We start from the raw sequence: 12,905 nt of genomic DNA on the forward strand, positions 1-12,905 counted from the left end.
TTAAGATCCGTTTTTGGTTGCCGCTACTGTACTTAAATTGCGTTGGCAATGTGCGCGAAATTCCGGAGCGGGCTGCAAAGGTAACAATCTTTTTCCTTCCTGCAAGCTTTATTTTAAAATAAATCTCGCCCCATCCTCACCATTGTACGTTTTTCAACTGATCCCCTCTCCTTCCGAGCGGGTTGCAAAGGTAGGAAAAATTATAACCCGCACAAATCCTTTTATCTATTTTTTATGGAGTTTATGCTAACTTAATGGTTTACAGCAGGAAATAATCGTACCTGTTGTAAACAATTGGCACTTTAGATGGTTTCAAAGCGCCTTGATGGCGCTTTGAAACCATTAAGCAGTTGAGAAAATTAAGGCTGGAAGCTGGTTTTTTAATTTTTGGGGGCTATGAGGATTCTTCTTTTGTAGCGCTTGCATCAAAAAGAGAGACTAAAAACACATATGGAAAAGTAACAGGCTTTGCTGATGAAAGCTAAGTATTATTAGTGAATGGTATAACTATCGGGATATTGAACAATAATTAATACTTTTACCGCTTTATTATGTGATCCTTATTATTAATGAAATCAACGCTTAAAATATACTTGCCTTTGCTCTTTATTTTCGTTGCAAAGTTGAGCCATGCTCAAAACTATAAAAACGAAATCGTAGTTATTTCGGAAAACGATGCCTATATAGATATTACCAGCGATCGTTACTACACCAATGGTTTTTTTATTAAATACAGGCATGCTTTAAATGGCGCAAGCTTAAAACCAGGTAGAAGCAAAGAGATAATCGGGTTTGAACTTGGCCAAAAAATATACAACCCTTATTATAGTTTTGTTCCAAACCCTGCATTGCACGACCGGCCATTTACAGCGTATTTATATGGCGAGGCCAATTACAGCAGGTTTTACGAAAACAAACAGTTATTAAAGGTTACAGCACAGGTAGGCCTTACAGGTAAAGATGCTTTGGGCGAGGAGTTTCAAAAGGCTTTTCATAAACTGGTTGGCCAGAACCAAATTGAGGGCTGGGAGTATGGATTAAACAGCGAACCAACCTTAAACCTCGGCATAGAATACAACAAACGCCTGCTGGCTACCCCTAATGAAATATTTGATGTTACCGGAACTGCATCTGCAGCTGTGGGCAATGTAATAACGAAAGCAAATGTTGGCGCCATACTCAGGTTAGGAAAATTTAATGAAATGGATGGTTCGGCTGCCTTTAATAGTTTAGTAAGCAACCACAACAAAAGCAATGCTAAACGAAAATATGAGCTTTTCCTTTCGGTTGCACCTCAGTTACATGCTGTAGCCTTCGATTCAAGCTTACAAGGTGGCCTGTTCTTAAACGATAAAGGCCCCGTTACCTTTAAACCAAAACCCATGGTTTTTACCACACAGGTTGGTTTAACCTTTGCCATTGCCCGCTGGACAGCCAATTACACGGCTACATTTACTTCAAACGAAGTTAAAAACAGCGCAACGGGATACCGATATGCTTTTTACAGTCTTGCTTACCGTTTTAGTAAAAGTTAATATGAAAAAACAATTACTCTCTTTTGCCTTACTTTTTACAGGTTTATCTTTTACTAAAGCGCAAATAGCGCCAGAAAATCACGCCATTATTATTAAACCGATATTTGGTACGCATGTAAATAACGATCAGGGGCATTTGTTTCAGGACCAGATAACAGGCTTTGATGCCGCATATTTTAAGGATATTAGCCAGAATAGCGATAAATGGATTGGATTTAGTGGTGCAAAATCATATGGCATTGGCTTTATTTTCAGAGACCTGAGCAAGCTAAAAGGAACTAAGGACACTTCAGCCCATGCATTCGGTCAGGTTTACGGCGCCGTATTACAGATGGATTTCCAGTTATTCAAAATTGGAAAGGCTAAATTTAACTTTACGCCGGGGGTAGGTTTGGGCTACACCAATAAATACTACTTTAATAACACCAAAAACAGATTTCTGGGCAGTCCGATTAACGAAACAATTAAAGCAGACCTGGGTATGGAACTGCCTCTGGGCAAATACACTGATTTATTGGCTGGCTTTGGCTTCCTGCACGTATCGAACGGTGGAGCTACTGTGCCAAACGGCGGATTAAATACCGGAAATGTATATATCGGGCTGAAACTTGGCAACCCAAAGCAACTTACTGCCGAAAGAAAAAGCACTTATACCACTTTGCAGCGAAACGCTATTGAAGTTAATGCTGGTATAGGCGCCAGAGGCGTATTTGGCGATAACACCAAAAGCCTTTATAAAAGTGGGCTGTATGCAGGCTATAATTTCTATTTAAACGATATCATGTCGCTAAAGGCCGGGGCTGATGCCGTTTATTATTTTACTGTATATGACCCAAATCGTAATGGAGAAACCTATCAAAATTATGGCACTTCTTACGACAGATGGCGTACCGGCTTAAGCATAGGTGCCGATATTAATTTATGGCGCGTTACTGTAGCGGCGCAGATTGGAAAATACATTCACTACAACAGGTTAATGGAAAAAGCAACCTGGTACTGGACATTTGGACCTACTTTTAACATCACTCCACACATTGGTTTACAAGCCAAAACCTACATGCACTTTGCACAAGCCGATTATGTAAACTGGGGAGTAGTATACCGTTTTTAATATTGTCCGGTGCTTAACAATACCAAAGTACAGGCTTCAACAGGTTCGATATTATGTTCAATCAATAGTTCTTCGAGTTCCGCATTCTCTGTACCCGGGTTAAAAATAACCCTTTTAGGTTTGGTAGCCACAATATAGTCGTGATATTGTGCTTGCAAGGCAGGACCGATATACAAAGTGATGGTATCGATATCGGTATGGATCTGACCAGGTTTTTCAATTTCAACGCCGGCAACTGACCCTTGCTTAATACCCACATTGATAATATCGTGATTGAAACGCTTAAGCATGTGTGCTGCCTTATACGAATACCTTGATGGATTGGGCGATGCGCCTATAATGAGTGTTTTATTCATTGTTGAACAGATTAAATAATTAAACAGATTCTTGCCTAGAACTTAGAAAGCAATGCTATTTGACCTGAATGGTAAGCATGGTGTTGGGCCAAACCACTTAAAAGCTCGGTATTAGTTACACCTGTTCCTAAAGCCGGATTCCTTTCGTCTTTTACCTCATCTTCCCAGTGGCCGGCTTTTAAATTCTCGCAAATGCGAATCAATTCTTCATTGGCCACTTTAAAATTAAAGATGATCCGCTCCCACCCCTGAGATGTTTTACTTTCGGGTAATGGCCAATCGCCCCGTTCTGGCTCTCTGGCTGGTTTGCCCGTTAACCTCAAAGTTACTTCTTCTGTCCAGGCAGTTAAATGCAGGGCAATTTCGGCAACAGAATGCGCTCCTGGAATAAAATGCTTAAACGCACTTTCGGGGTTAACATTATTTAAGGTCTGCATTACATGATTACCATGCCATGCATCGCCATTAAAAGCTTTTTTAATTTCGTTTGTAATATTAAACATAATCAAACAACAACCTGTGTATTATAAAGTTTGTTAAGATACCGTCAATATCGCATTTGCACAGTTAATACCATCAATTGCAGCCGAAACAATTCCACCGGCATAACCTGCCCCTTCGGCACAAGGATAGAGCCCTTTTATCTGTGGATGCTGATAGGTTTCCTTATCTCTCGGAATACGCACCGGCGAAGAGGTCCTGCTCTCAACCCCCACTAAAATGGCTTCATTGGTATAATAGCCCCTGATTTTTTTTCCGAACAAAGGCAATGCGGCACGCAAGCTATCGGATACAAAATCTGGCAGAATATTATCAAGCATAGCGCTTTTTGTACCGGGCAGATAAGAATTCTTAGGCAGGTCGATAGATAATTTATTATTTACAAAATCGACCATCCGTTGCGCAGGTGCAACCAGATTACCACCACCAGCCTCGAAAGCTACTTTTTCTATTTCGGATTGAAAATTAAGCATCCGCAGCGGATCGTACCCCTGAACATCGTTTAAAGTAACTTGCACCACGGTACCTGAGTTGGCGTAAGGATTGTTCCGCTTTGATGGCGACCAGCCGTTTACTACAATTTCATTCTCGCCTGTTGCGCAGGGGGCTATAATACCTCCCGGACACATGCAGAAAGAAAACACTCCCCGGCTGCCTACCTGTTCTACCAGACTGTAATAAGCGGGCGGTAAAAATTCTGACCGGATATCGCAATGGTACTGGGCCGAATCGATAATTTCTTGCGGATGTTCTATCCGAACCCCTAAAGCGAAAGGTTTTGCTTCAATAAGGATATTTTTCCTGTTCAGCAATTCGTACACATCCCGGGCCGAATGGCCGGTTGCCAGAATAACACGATCTGCAAAAAATTTATCCTGAAAATTAATTTCGATCCCTTTTACAGCTCCATGCTCGGTTAAAATATCGGTCATCTGACTATCAAACATTACCTCACCACCAGCATTTAAAATAGTTTCTTTTATGGCGGTGATGATGTGAGGTAATTTATTGGTACCAATGTGCGGTCGGGCATCGATAGCAATGTCGGGCTCAGCACCATGGCTTACAAAAACCTGAAGCACTTTATTAATGTCGCCACGTTTGTTAGAACGTGTGTATAATTTACCATCTGAATAGGTTCCGGCTCCCCCTTCCCCATAGCAATAATTGGATTCGGTATTTACAACGCCCTGTTTGTTAATGGCAGCCAAATCCCTACGGCGCTGTTTTACATCTTTACCACGCTCAACAATAATCGGTTTTAATCCGTTTTCGATGCATTGCAAGGCTGCAAACAAACCAGCAGGGCCTGCGCCAATAATAATAACCGGTTTGGCCGAAGTAACATTGGGGTAATTAACTGTATAAACTTCCGGAATAGCTTCTTCATCAATAAAAGCCCTTACCTGTAGCCTGAAAATAACTTTACGGGAACGGGCATCAATTGATCTTTTCAATATTTCGTAGCCCTTAATTCGCAATACAGGTAGCTTTAGCGCGTCGGCAAGCTTCTGCTTAATCACTTCTGTTTGCTCAACCTGGTTTGGGAGCAAAGTAATTTCGATGTCTTTTTGCATATCATGTCAGGTTTTTATCCCGAATCAGTACAAAGATAAGCATCTGAAAGCACATTTGATGACTTGGGAAGACGACTAAAAATTATCTCAGAATAATGTGACGCTTTATTTTTTTTAGAAAGCAATTGCAGTATTTCATTGGAAACTACTACACCAACTCAATCAGTTGCTTTGTTGCTACTTTGCAGGTTTTCCGTGTTACTGTTCTAAGAGTGGGCATCCCGATTTTACATCGGGATAAAGCGGAGAGCAGGAACATCCGTTAAAAAAAGTAAAGAACCCTGCGCTCCAAACAAAAAATGGTTTCCGGTTAATATTCTTTAGCACAAAAAACTAAATCTTTTTTTTCCAATGTGGTTGGCGAAGGCATTTGCCAACGTGTCAGATAAAAATGTAAACTGTAACAAAGGCATGCAATTTGATATCTAATTCGTAAATTGAGCAAAATCAATTAGATTAAAAACACAAAAACCATAAAAATGAAAAGATTAATATTTGGGATTTTAGCTGCAGTTATTGCAGTAAGCACTTTAAGCTCTTGTGGGTATAACAGCATGGTTAAACTAGATGAGAACGTAAAATCGAAATGGGGAACGGTACAAACCCAGTATCAACGGAGAGCAGATTTAATTCCGAATCTAGTAGCAACTGTAAAAGGTGCAGCTAAATTTGAACAGGGAACCTTAACGGCAGTAACTGAAGCACGTGCAAAAGCTACGCAAATGACGGTTAAGGCTGATGAACTAACACCAGAAAATATTCAGAAATACCAGGCTGCACAAGGCCAGTTGAGCCAGGCCTTGGGTAAATTATTATCTATTACTGAGAATTATCCTGAGTTGAGGGCTACCCAACAGTTTAGCGATTTATCTGCCCAGTTAGAAAGTACAGAAAACAGGATTACGGTTGCCCGTAAAGATTTTAACGATGCCGTACAGGAGTACAACGGCAAAATCAGGTCGTTCCCAACCAATTTAACCGCCGGAATGTTCGGCTTTAAAGCTAAAGGTTATTTCGAAGCTGATGCTACGGCCAAAGATGCACCTAAAGTAGAGTTTTAATCTTTTAACCATAACATTTAAGGGTAGTAAATGTTTATTTGAACATTTACTACCCTTTTTACTTCACAAAAAATTAAGCACATGTCGTTATTTTCGGATATTGAACAAGAAAAAATAGCCAATGCCATTGCCCAAGCTGAAAAAGCTACCTCGGGAGAAATCAGGATTGCTATTGATAAATATTGTGAGGCTGACCCGTATGAAAAAGCCGTTGAATATTTTGTTAAACTGGATATGGATAAAACAGCCAGAAGAAATGGTGTATTGATTTATCTGGCGCACGTTGACCATAAATTTGCCATTATCGGCGATGTAGGGATTAACAAACTGGTGCCTTATGATTTTTGGGAAACCACCAAAATTGCCATGACCGCTCATTTTGCCAAAGGCGATTTAGCCGAAGGCATTATTGCCGGGGTAACTTTAGCAGGAGAAAAGCTGGCTTTGTTTTTTCCACCTCAAAAAGGCGATATTAATGAATTGCCAAATGACATTGTTTTTATGGATCAACAAGAAAATAAGTAATGAAAAAAATATTTCTTTTATCGTTACTGGCTTTATTATTCAACTTTGCATTTGCACAGGATTATCCAGAAAAACCAGGCACCCTGGTTAACGATTATTCGGGCGTTCTGTCTGCCGAGCAGAAACAGGCACTGGAAAGTAAGCTGGTAGCCTTCGATGATTCTTCATCAACACAAATTGCTATAGCGATCTTAAAATCGGTAGGCGACTATGACATTAATGAATATGCAGTAAACCTGGGCAGAAAATGGGGTGTTGGCCATAGCGGCAAAAACAACGGTATTATGATTGTTGTGGCTGTTGGTGATCGGAAAATCTCCATCCAAACAGGTTACGGCGTTGAAGGTGCCCTACCCGATGTTTATGCCAAGCGGATTATCGATAATGACATTAAGCCCGAATTCAGGGCCGGAAATTATTATGCCGGACTGGATGCAGCAACTACCTCTATCATTAAATATACCAAAGGCGAATACAAGAACGACAACCCCAGGGTAGCGAACAGAAAGAGCGGTGGCGGCGGTGGTAGCATTATTATTGTGATTATTATTGTCATCGTAATCCTGATCATCATGAGAAAAGGAGGAGGTGGTGGCAGTGAGGTTATTGGTGGTCGTGGTGCTTCTAATGCATTATTCTGGGCTATGCTTTTTGGCAGTGGCGGCGGTGGCCGTGGCGGCAATAGTGGTTGGGGCGGCAATAGTGGCTGGGGCGGAGGTTCTTCCGGAGGCGGAGGTGGTTTCGGCGGATTTGGAGGCGGAAGTTTTGGCGGTGGCGGCTCTAGCGGAAGCTGGTAGGTTCAATAGTTGATAAATTGGAACTTTTTGAGTGCTGAAAGTTATATGAACCTTACAACCTTTAACACTACAACAACTAAGTTAGGAACGCCTTAAATGTTGCACGTTACACGAGCCTCATAACAGCTTATAACCCTACAACAATGTACAGAAAAGATTTAATTACAGCAGAAATACAAAAACTGGCCGAAGTACTGGCCTGTATTATGGGCTTAAAACTGGAGGGAAAGTTTAAAGAAGCTCAGTCGCTTTTTGATGAGACCATGGAGAAAAGCTTCATGTTACCGCTTAGTATTTTGGAAAGTCAGGACTTACCAGCTTTTGAAAACTGGCTTAACGAAGGCAATCTTGCTCCCGAAAAGCTGGATTCGCTTAGCGAATTTCTTTATTACGAATTAGGAATCAGTGCCGAAAGGAATTCAGTTATTGCTCCTAAATTAAACCTAGTGTACCAGTTTTTATCAGACAAGCATAAGATTGTACATTTGGTTAACCTGCACCGTCAGAAAACAATACAACAATACCTCGGTTAGGAGCTGGCAGTTTTTAGTTTGGCGTAAATTTCAATTAACATAAAATAGATGATTATAGAAAAGTGGCAGAAAATTGCCTCTAAATATTTAGTAAGAGAAAAGTGGGCTACTTTAAGGGTAGACGAGGTTAAATTGCCCGATGGCATTATTAAAGACGATTACTACGTTTTAGAATACCCCAACTGGGTTAACGCTATCGCCTTAACCGAAGAAGGAAAAATAATTATGGTGCGCCAGTACCGCCATGCAGCCGATATTGTTTCGCTCGAAGTGCCAGGAGGTGTAATTGATGGCGATGAAGCGCCAGAATTTGCCATTAAACGCGAGCTTTTAGAAGAAACGGGCTACAGCTTTAAAACCTGCAAACTAATTGCAGAGCTTTATCCTAATCCAGCTACAGCTAATAACGTTACTTTTACTTATATCTTAACCGGAGGCATTAAAACCCACGAACAACACTTAGATGAGCACGAAATTTTAAATGTTGAAGAATATACTGTTGAAGAAGTAAAACAGCTGATTAAAGAAAACAAGATTGCACAGGCTTTACACGTTGCAGCGTTGTTTTATGGATTGGAAGAAATAGCCAAAGGTTAATAAAATCTGAGATAGGCCCCTTATTCCTATCTCAAAAATTATGGGTAAAAAAAGCAGCCAGATTTTAATCATCTGGCTGCTTTTTTATTGAACAATAAGTTTGTATAAAACTTAGCTCATTTTTAGTTTTTTCTGGATATCGTGTACATATGCTTTAAACTTTTTATCGGTATCGATCAGATCTTCTACCGTTTGACAAGCATAAATTACGGTACTGTGATCGCGGCCACCAAAGAAAGCACCAATCGTTTTTAGTGATGATTTAGTATGGCTCTTAGAAAGGTACATCGAAATCTGACGTGCCTGCACAATCTCGCGTTTACGTGTTTGCGATTTAACCATATCAACCGGCACTTCAAAATACTCGCAAACCAGTTTCTGGATATACTCCATTGAAATTTCTTTGGAGGTATTTTTGATGAAATTCTTCAGCATTTGTTTTGCCAATGCTAAATCGATTTCTTTTTTGTTCAAAGTAGCCTGTGCCAGCAATGATACCATGGCTCCCTCCAGCTCACGCACATTGTTATCGATATTATGTGCTACATACTCAACCACTTCGCCTGGCAATTCAATACCATCGGCATACATTTTCTTTCTTAAAATGGCAATACGCGTTTCCAGATCAGGAATTTGCAAATCAGCAGATAAGCCCCATTTAAAACGACTTAACAAACGCTCTTCCAAACCAGCCAAATCTTTCGGCGCTTTATCAGATGTTAAGATTACCTGTTTACCCGATTGGTGTAAGTGGTTAAAGATGTGGAAGAAAATATCCTGCGTTTTTTCCTTTCCGGCAAAGTTGTGCACATCATCCATAATGATTACATCCATTGCCTGGTAAAAGTTAACGAAATCGTTAATGGTGTTGTTTTTTAATGAATCAACAAACTGCTGGCAAAATTTCTCGCAACTCACATAAATTACCAGCTTATCCGGCATGCTGCGTTTAATCTCGTTTCCGATTGCCTGCGCCAGGTGGGTTTTACCCAAACCTACTCCACCGTAAATCATTAAGGGGTTAAAAGATGTACCTCCTGGTTTTGCAGCCACAGCATAACCTGCCGAACGTGCCAAACGGTTGCAATCTCCCTCAATGTAATTTTCGAAAGTATAGTTTGAATTTAATTGTGGATCAACATTTAATTTCTTTAATCCAGGGATAATAAATGGGTTTTTAATATCCTTATTAATGGAAACCGGAATCGGCATCGATTGTACCTTTGCCTCCGCGCCATTTCCATTTGAGGGCATATTGGTAGTATAAGGATTACCGCTGTTCGATGATTTATCTACAACGATATTATATTCCAACCTGCCATCCTCTCCAAGTTGTTTTTTTACCGTCTTGCGTAGCAAGCCTACATAATGTTCTTCAAGCCATTCGTAAAAGAACAAACTTGGCACCTGTATGGTTAAAACCTTGCCATCCAATTTAAGGGCTGTTATTGGCTCGAACCAGGTTTTGAAACTTTGGTTCGGGATGTTATCCTTAATAATTTGGAGACAGTTCTTCCATACTTCTGTACAAGTTTTTTCCATTGCGATTTCTATAATTTATTGATTTTCAGTTCCGATTCGATATAAAGGGATGGTCCGTTTCGGGACTACGAATATTGAGAAAATTATCAACATTTTAAACAAAAATTTTAAATAAATCGTAACCCACTGATAAGGAATTAAGTAGCCTACTTAACCTCAATTTTTTATGTTAATAACTATTTATTAACACTGGTTTTCCACATTTACAATTATTTAACACGATTGCCTCCGGTTAATTTCAAATCACCGTTAAAAAGCAAATTCCAAGCCATTTTAAGCCTCTTTTTCGAATACAACTCCATTTCTCACCCGAAAACACTGATAATCAAACAAGTATAAAGTATAAATAATATGTCGTTTGAGCGCGCGCTTCGTATTACTGACAGATTAAACCCTGCAATACTTTTTTTGTAGCTATTATCCGACAGCGAACCGATCATTTTGCGCCAGGCACTGAACCCGCTATCACCTGTCAGATCAGCTGCTTATTAACATGACTGAAAACGATTTTAATAAACACCGAAGGTAGCTCTCAGTACATCAGCGATCTCACCAAGGGTAGCATACTTTTCAACAGCATCAATAATCAAAGGCATCAAATTGGTGTCGCCCTGTGAGGCTTCTTTTAATATACGTAATGCTTCATCTACCGCTGCCTGATCGCGCATTGCTCTTAGGTGCTCCAGCTTTTCAGTTTGTAGTTTGCGGATAGAATCATCGACATTAAAAACTTCGGTTAAACCTTCTTCTTCCTGAGTAAATTTATTCACTCCTACCGAAACCCGCTCGCCGCTTTCAATCTCTTTCTGATACTGATAAGATGCAGCTGCAATTTCATTTTGCATATAATCGCTCTCAATGGCATTAACCGAACCGCCCATAGCATCAATCCGGTCGATATATACCCATGCGGCTGCTTCAACATCATCAGTTAAGCTTTCTACAAAGAAAGAGCCTGCCAATGGATCAACCGTATCGGTTACGCCGCTTTCAAAGGCAATAATCTGCTGTGTACGCAAAGCAATTTTAGCTGCCGATTCTGTAGGGAGCGACAGGGCTTCATCGTAGCCATTGGTATGCAACGATTGTGTGCCGCCTAATACCGCCGCCATAGCCTGATTGCTCACCCTGATTACATTATTTAAAGGTTGTTGTGCCGTTAAAGTAGAACCACCGGTCTGGGTATGAAACCTAAGCATCTGCGCCTTTTCATCGGTAGCGCCCAAATCTTTGGTAATTTTGGCCCACATACGCCGTGCCGCTCTGAATTTTGCAATCTCTTCGAAAAAATTATTGTGGCAGTTAAAAAAGAATGACAGCCTTTTGGCAAAAACATTAATATCCAAACCTTTATTTAAAGCTGCTTTTAAATAGGTTTTGCCATTGGCAAGCGTAAAAGCCAATTCTTGTACCGCGGTCGACCCGGCCTCACGAATATGGTAACCGGAAATAGAAATCGTATTCCACTTGGGCACTTCTTTACTGCAAAACTCAAAAATATCAGTTATTAAGCGCATCGATTGCTTGGGGGGATAAATATAGGTCCCCCTGGCAGCATATTCTTTTAAAATATCGTTTTGTATCGTCCCTGAAATCTGTTTTAAATCTGTTCCCTGCTTTTTAGCCAACGCAATGTACATGGCCAGTAAAATAGAAGCGGTAGCATTAATGGTCATTGAAGTGGTAATATCCTGCAACTTAATGCCATCGAACAAAATTTCGATGTCCTGGAGCGAATCAATAGCCACTCCTACTTTTCCAACTTCACCATCAGCCATTTCATGATCAGAATCATAACCAATCTGCGTGGGCAGATCGAAAGCAACCGATAAGCCTGTAGTTCCCTGAGCCAATAAATAATGGTAACGCTTATTAGATTCTTCGGCAGTAGAAAAACCTGCATACTGCCTCATGGTCCACAAGCGGCCACGGTACATATCTTTTTGTATGCCGCGGGTAAAGGGATATTGTCCCGGCTGCTCTTCCATTGGCCTAGCCGAGCTGTACAGCCCTTTTATTTCAATGCCTGATGTAGTGGTATGTTTCCTGGCGCTCATATATTGGGTTAGTTAGTTAATTTTTGGTTAATTGTACAAACTGGTTAATTGGTTCCAAGCAATCAATTCCAAACTTGTTAGCGCCCAATACTAATCGCGGCACCTAAATAGTTAACCGATTTAAACAATTAACCAGTTAACACACTTTCAACCAGTTAATCACCGCTTAAAACAGTTGGTTAATATCTTTCTTGATCAACTCTAATGTTAAATCGTAAGGATTTTCATCAATGGTAGCCATGTGTTGCAAAATGGCTTTGCTAAGTTCAATTCCGTTCGAACCTGCCTGCAAGCCCTGCACCGCATTGGTGATCATCCCGATGGTATCATCTTTTAATTTACGTACTACACCCCAGGTTATAGGATCCACATACAGCTGCTGGGTAATATTGTGCTGGTACTCTGCACGGATTTCACTTAAGATACCCGCTTGTAAAGTAGCCAAATCAATACCTTGCTGATGAAGGCGAACCAACAGGTTTGCAGGGTTAATCCGATCGACGAAAATAATTAAACGCTCGTGCGCCTGCAATCTTAACGGTAACAGGTGCGCCCTGGTTTCTTTATTCAGTTCAATGGCTTTTAAGTTAAAAAAGCGCTGAATATCGCCCTTTAAAATACAATAAACTGCCATTAGTGCAGCGAAAATGCCTGCAAATAAGATCACTACATCGATTAAAATCTGTTGGGTATTCATAAGTATTGTTTAAATA

14 protein-coding genes are annotated in these 12,905 nt (G+C 40.5%); 8 read left to right on the top strand and 6 right to left on the bottom strand.

Features of this window, described 5'->3' with window-relative positions; all coding sequences use genetic code 11:
* The first annotated feature begins 350 nt into the window (after positions 1 to 350).
* The 3 genes from DBR40_RS27135 to DBR40_RS17505 all read left to right on the top strand — a co-directional run bounded on the left by DBR40_RS27135 (position 351) and on the right by DBR40_RS17505 (position 2,646).
* A complete protein-coding gene (locus DBR40_RS27135) occupies positions 351 to 485 on the top strand; it encodes a hypothetical protein (RefSeq protein WP_255420123.1) in 135 nt (44 codons plus the stop codon).
* 84 nt (positions 486 to 569) lie between these two features.
* A complete protein-coding gene (locus tag DBR40_RS17500; protein ID WP_124561040.1) occupies positions 570 to 1,535 on the top strand; it encodes a lipid A deacylase LpxR family protein in 966 nt (321 codons plus the stop codon).
* 1 nt (position 1,536) lies between these two features.
* Positions 1,537 to 2,646, top strand: a complete 1,110-nt coding sequence (locus DBR40_RS17505) for an acyloxyacyl hydrolase (protein WP_158674077.1) — start codon at positions 1,537 to 1,539, stop codon at positions 2,644 to 2,646.
* Here DBR40_RS17505 and DBR40_RS17510 read toward each other — a convergent pair.
* From DBR40_RS17510 to DBR40_RS17520, 3 genes are read right to left on the bottom strand one after another with little or no spacing between them, the layout of a single operon-like run.
* Complete coding sequence (locus DBR40_RS17510) at positions 2,643 to 3,002, bottom strand: CoA-binding protein (RefSeq protein ID WP_124561042.1); 360 nt, start codon at positions 3,000 to 3,002, stop codon at positions 2,643 to 2,645. The genes DBR40_RS17505 and DBR40_RS17510 overlap by 4 nt on opposite strands.
* Positions 3,003 to 3,037: 35 nt before the next feature.
* The gene (locus DBR40_RS17515; RefSeq protein ID WP_124561043.1) at positions 3,038 to 3,505 is read right to left on the bottom strand and encodes a DinB family protein; all 468 of its coding nucleotides are present in this window, start codon (positions 3,503 to 3,505) and stop codon (positions 3,038 to 3,040) included.
* Between the two features lie 33 nt (positions 3,506 to 3,538).
* Complete coding sequence (locus DBR40_RS17520) at positions 3,539 to 5,080, bottom strand: NAD(P)/FAD-dependent oxidoreductase (RefSeq protein ID WP_124561044.1); 1,542 nt, start codon at positions 5,078 to 5,080, stop codon at positions 3,539 to 3,541.
* 479 nt (positions 5,081 to 5,559) lie between these two features.
* On the opposite strand from DBR40_RS17520, the gene DBR40_RS17525 reads away from it, so the two are divergent.
* From DBR40_RS17525 to DBR40_RS17545, 5 genes are all read left to right on the top strand, one after another.
* Positions 5,560 to 6,141: a LemA family protein gene (locus tag DBR40_RS17525; RefSeq protein WP_029275651.1), complete on the top strand. Its 582-nt coding sequence runs from the start codon at positions 5,560 to 5,562 to the stop codon at positions 6,139 to 6,141.
* Between the two features lie 81 nt (positions 6,142 to 6,222).
* Positions 6,223 to 6,666 (top strand): TPM domain-containing protein, encoded by a 444-nt coding sequence (locus DBR40_RS17530; protein ID WP_124561045.1) that lies wholly within the window; start codon positions 6,223 to 6,225, stop codon positions 6,664 to 6,666.
* Complete coding sequence (locus DBR40_RS17535) at positions 6,666 to 7,463, top strand: TPM domain-containing protein (protein ID WP_124561046.1); 798 nt, start codon at positions 6,666 to 6,668, stop codon at positions 7,461 to 7,463. The genes DBR40_RS17530 and DBR40_RS17535 overlap by 1 nt, the downstream gene beginning before the upstream one ends.
* Positions 7,464 to 7,606: 143 nt before the next feature.
* A complete protein-coding gene (locus tag DBR40_RS17540; protein WP_124561047.1) occupies positions 7,607 to 7,996 on the top strand; it encodes a hypothetical protein in 390 nt (129 codons plus the stop codon).
* A gap of 48 nt (positions 7,997 to 8,044) precedes the next feature.
* A complete protein-coding gene (locus DBR40_RS17545; protein ID WP_199748376.1) occupies positions 8,045 to 8,593 on the top strand; it encodes an NUDIX hydrolase in 549 nt (182 codons plus the stop codon).
* A gap of 111 nt (positions 8,594 to 8,704) precedes the next feature.
* Here DBR40_RS17545 and dnaA read toward each other — a convergent pair whose 3' ends face one another.
* The 3 genes from dnaA to DBR40_RS17560 all read right to left on the bottom strand — a co-directional run bounded on the left by dnaA (position 8,705) and on the right by DBR40_RS17560 (position 12,889).
* A complete protein-coding gene (gene dnaA / locus DBR40_RS17550; RefSeq protein WP_124561048.1) occupies positions 8,705 to 10,135 on the bottom strand; it encodes a chromosomal replication initiator protein DnaA in 1,431 nt (476 codons plus the stop codon).
* 509 nt (positions 10,136 to 10,644) lie between these two features.
* Positions 10,645 to 12,192, bottom strand: coding sequence for a methylmalonyl-CoA mutase (locus tag DBR40_RS17555; RefSeq protein WP_124561049.1), 1,548 nt, complete (start codon positions 12,190 to 12,192; stop codon positions 10,645 to 10,647).
* Between the two features lie 166 nt (positions 12,193 to 12,358).
* Positions 12,359 to 12,889 carry a hypothetical protein gene (locus DBR40_RS17560; RefSeq protein WP_124561050.1) on the bottom strand — a complete coding sequence of 177 codons (531 nt, stop codon included), beginning with the start codon at positions 12,887 to 12,889 and terminating at the stop codon, positions 12,359 to 12,361.
* Between the last annotated feature and the right edge of the window lie 16 nt (positions 12,890 to 12,905).

Source organism: Pedobacter sp. KBW01, assembly GCF_003852395.1.
In the GTDB taxonomy this organism is placed as follows: domain Bacteria; phylum Bacteroidota; class Bacteroidia; order Sphingobacteriales; family Sphingobacteriaceae; genus Pedobacter.

Coding starts and splice junctions, on each gene's coding strand:
- DBR40_RS17505 (WP_158674077.1), top strand. CDS start 1,537: ATGAAAAAACAATTACTCTCTTTTGCCTTACTTTTTACAGGTTTATCT.
- DBR40_RS17540 (WP_124561047.1), top strand. CDS start 7,607: ATGTACAGAAAAGATTTAATTACAGCAGAAATACAAAAACTGGCCGAA.
- DBR40_RS17525 (WP_029275651.1), top strand. CDS start 5,560: ATGAAAAGATTAATATTTGGGATTTTAGCTGCAGTTATTGCAGTAAGC.
- DBR40_RS17500 (WP_124561040.1), top strand. CDS start 570: ATGAAATCAACGCTTAAAATATACTTGCCTTTGCTCTTTATTTTCGTT.
- DBR40_RS17515 (WP_124561043.1), bottom strand. CDS start 3,505: ATGTTTAATATTACAAACGAAATTAAAAAAGCTTTTAATGGCGATGCA.
- DBR40_RS17530 (WP_124561045.1), top strand. CDS start 6,223: ATGTCGTTATTTTCGGATATTGAACAAGAAAAAATAGCCAATGCCATT.
- DBR40_RS17560 (WP_124561050.1), bottom strand. CDS start 12,889: ATGAATACCCAACAGATTTTAATCGATGTAGTGATCTTATTTGCAGGC.
- DBR40_RS17545 (WP_199748376.1), top strand. CDS start 8,045: ATGATTATAGAAAAGTGGCAGAAAATTGCCTCTAAATATTTAGTAAGA.
- DBR40_RS17520 (WP_124561044.1), bottom strand. CDS start 5,080: ATGCAAAAAGACATCGAAATTACTTTGCTCCCAAACCAGGTTGAGCAA.
- DBR40_RS17535 (WP_124561046.1), top strand. CDS start 6,666: ATGAAAAAAATATTTCTTTTATCGTTACTGGCTTTATTATTCAACTTT.
- dnaA (WP_124561048.1), bottom strand. CDS start 10,135: ATGGAAAAAACTTGTACAGAAGTATGGAAGAACTGTCTCCAAATTATT.
- DBR40_RS17555 (WP_124561049.1), bottom strand. CDS start 12,192: ATGAGCGCCAGGAAACATACCACTACATCAGGCATTGAAATAAAAGGG.
- DBR40_RS17510 (WP_124561042.1), bottom strand. CDS start 3,002: ATGAATAAAACACTCATTATAGGCGCATCGCCCAATCCATCAAGGTAT.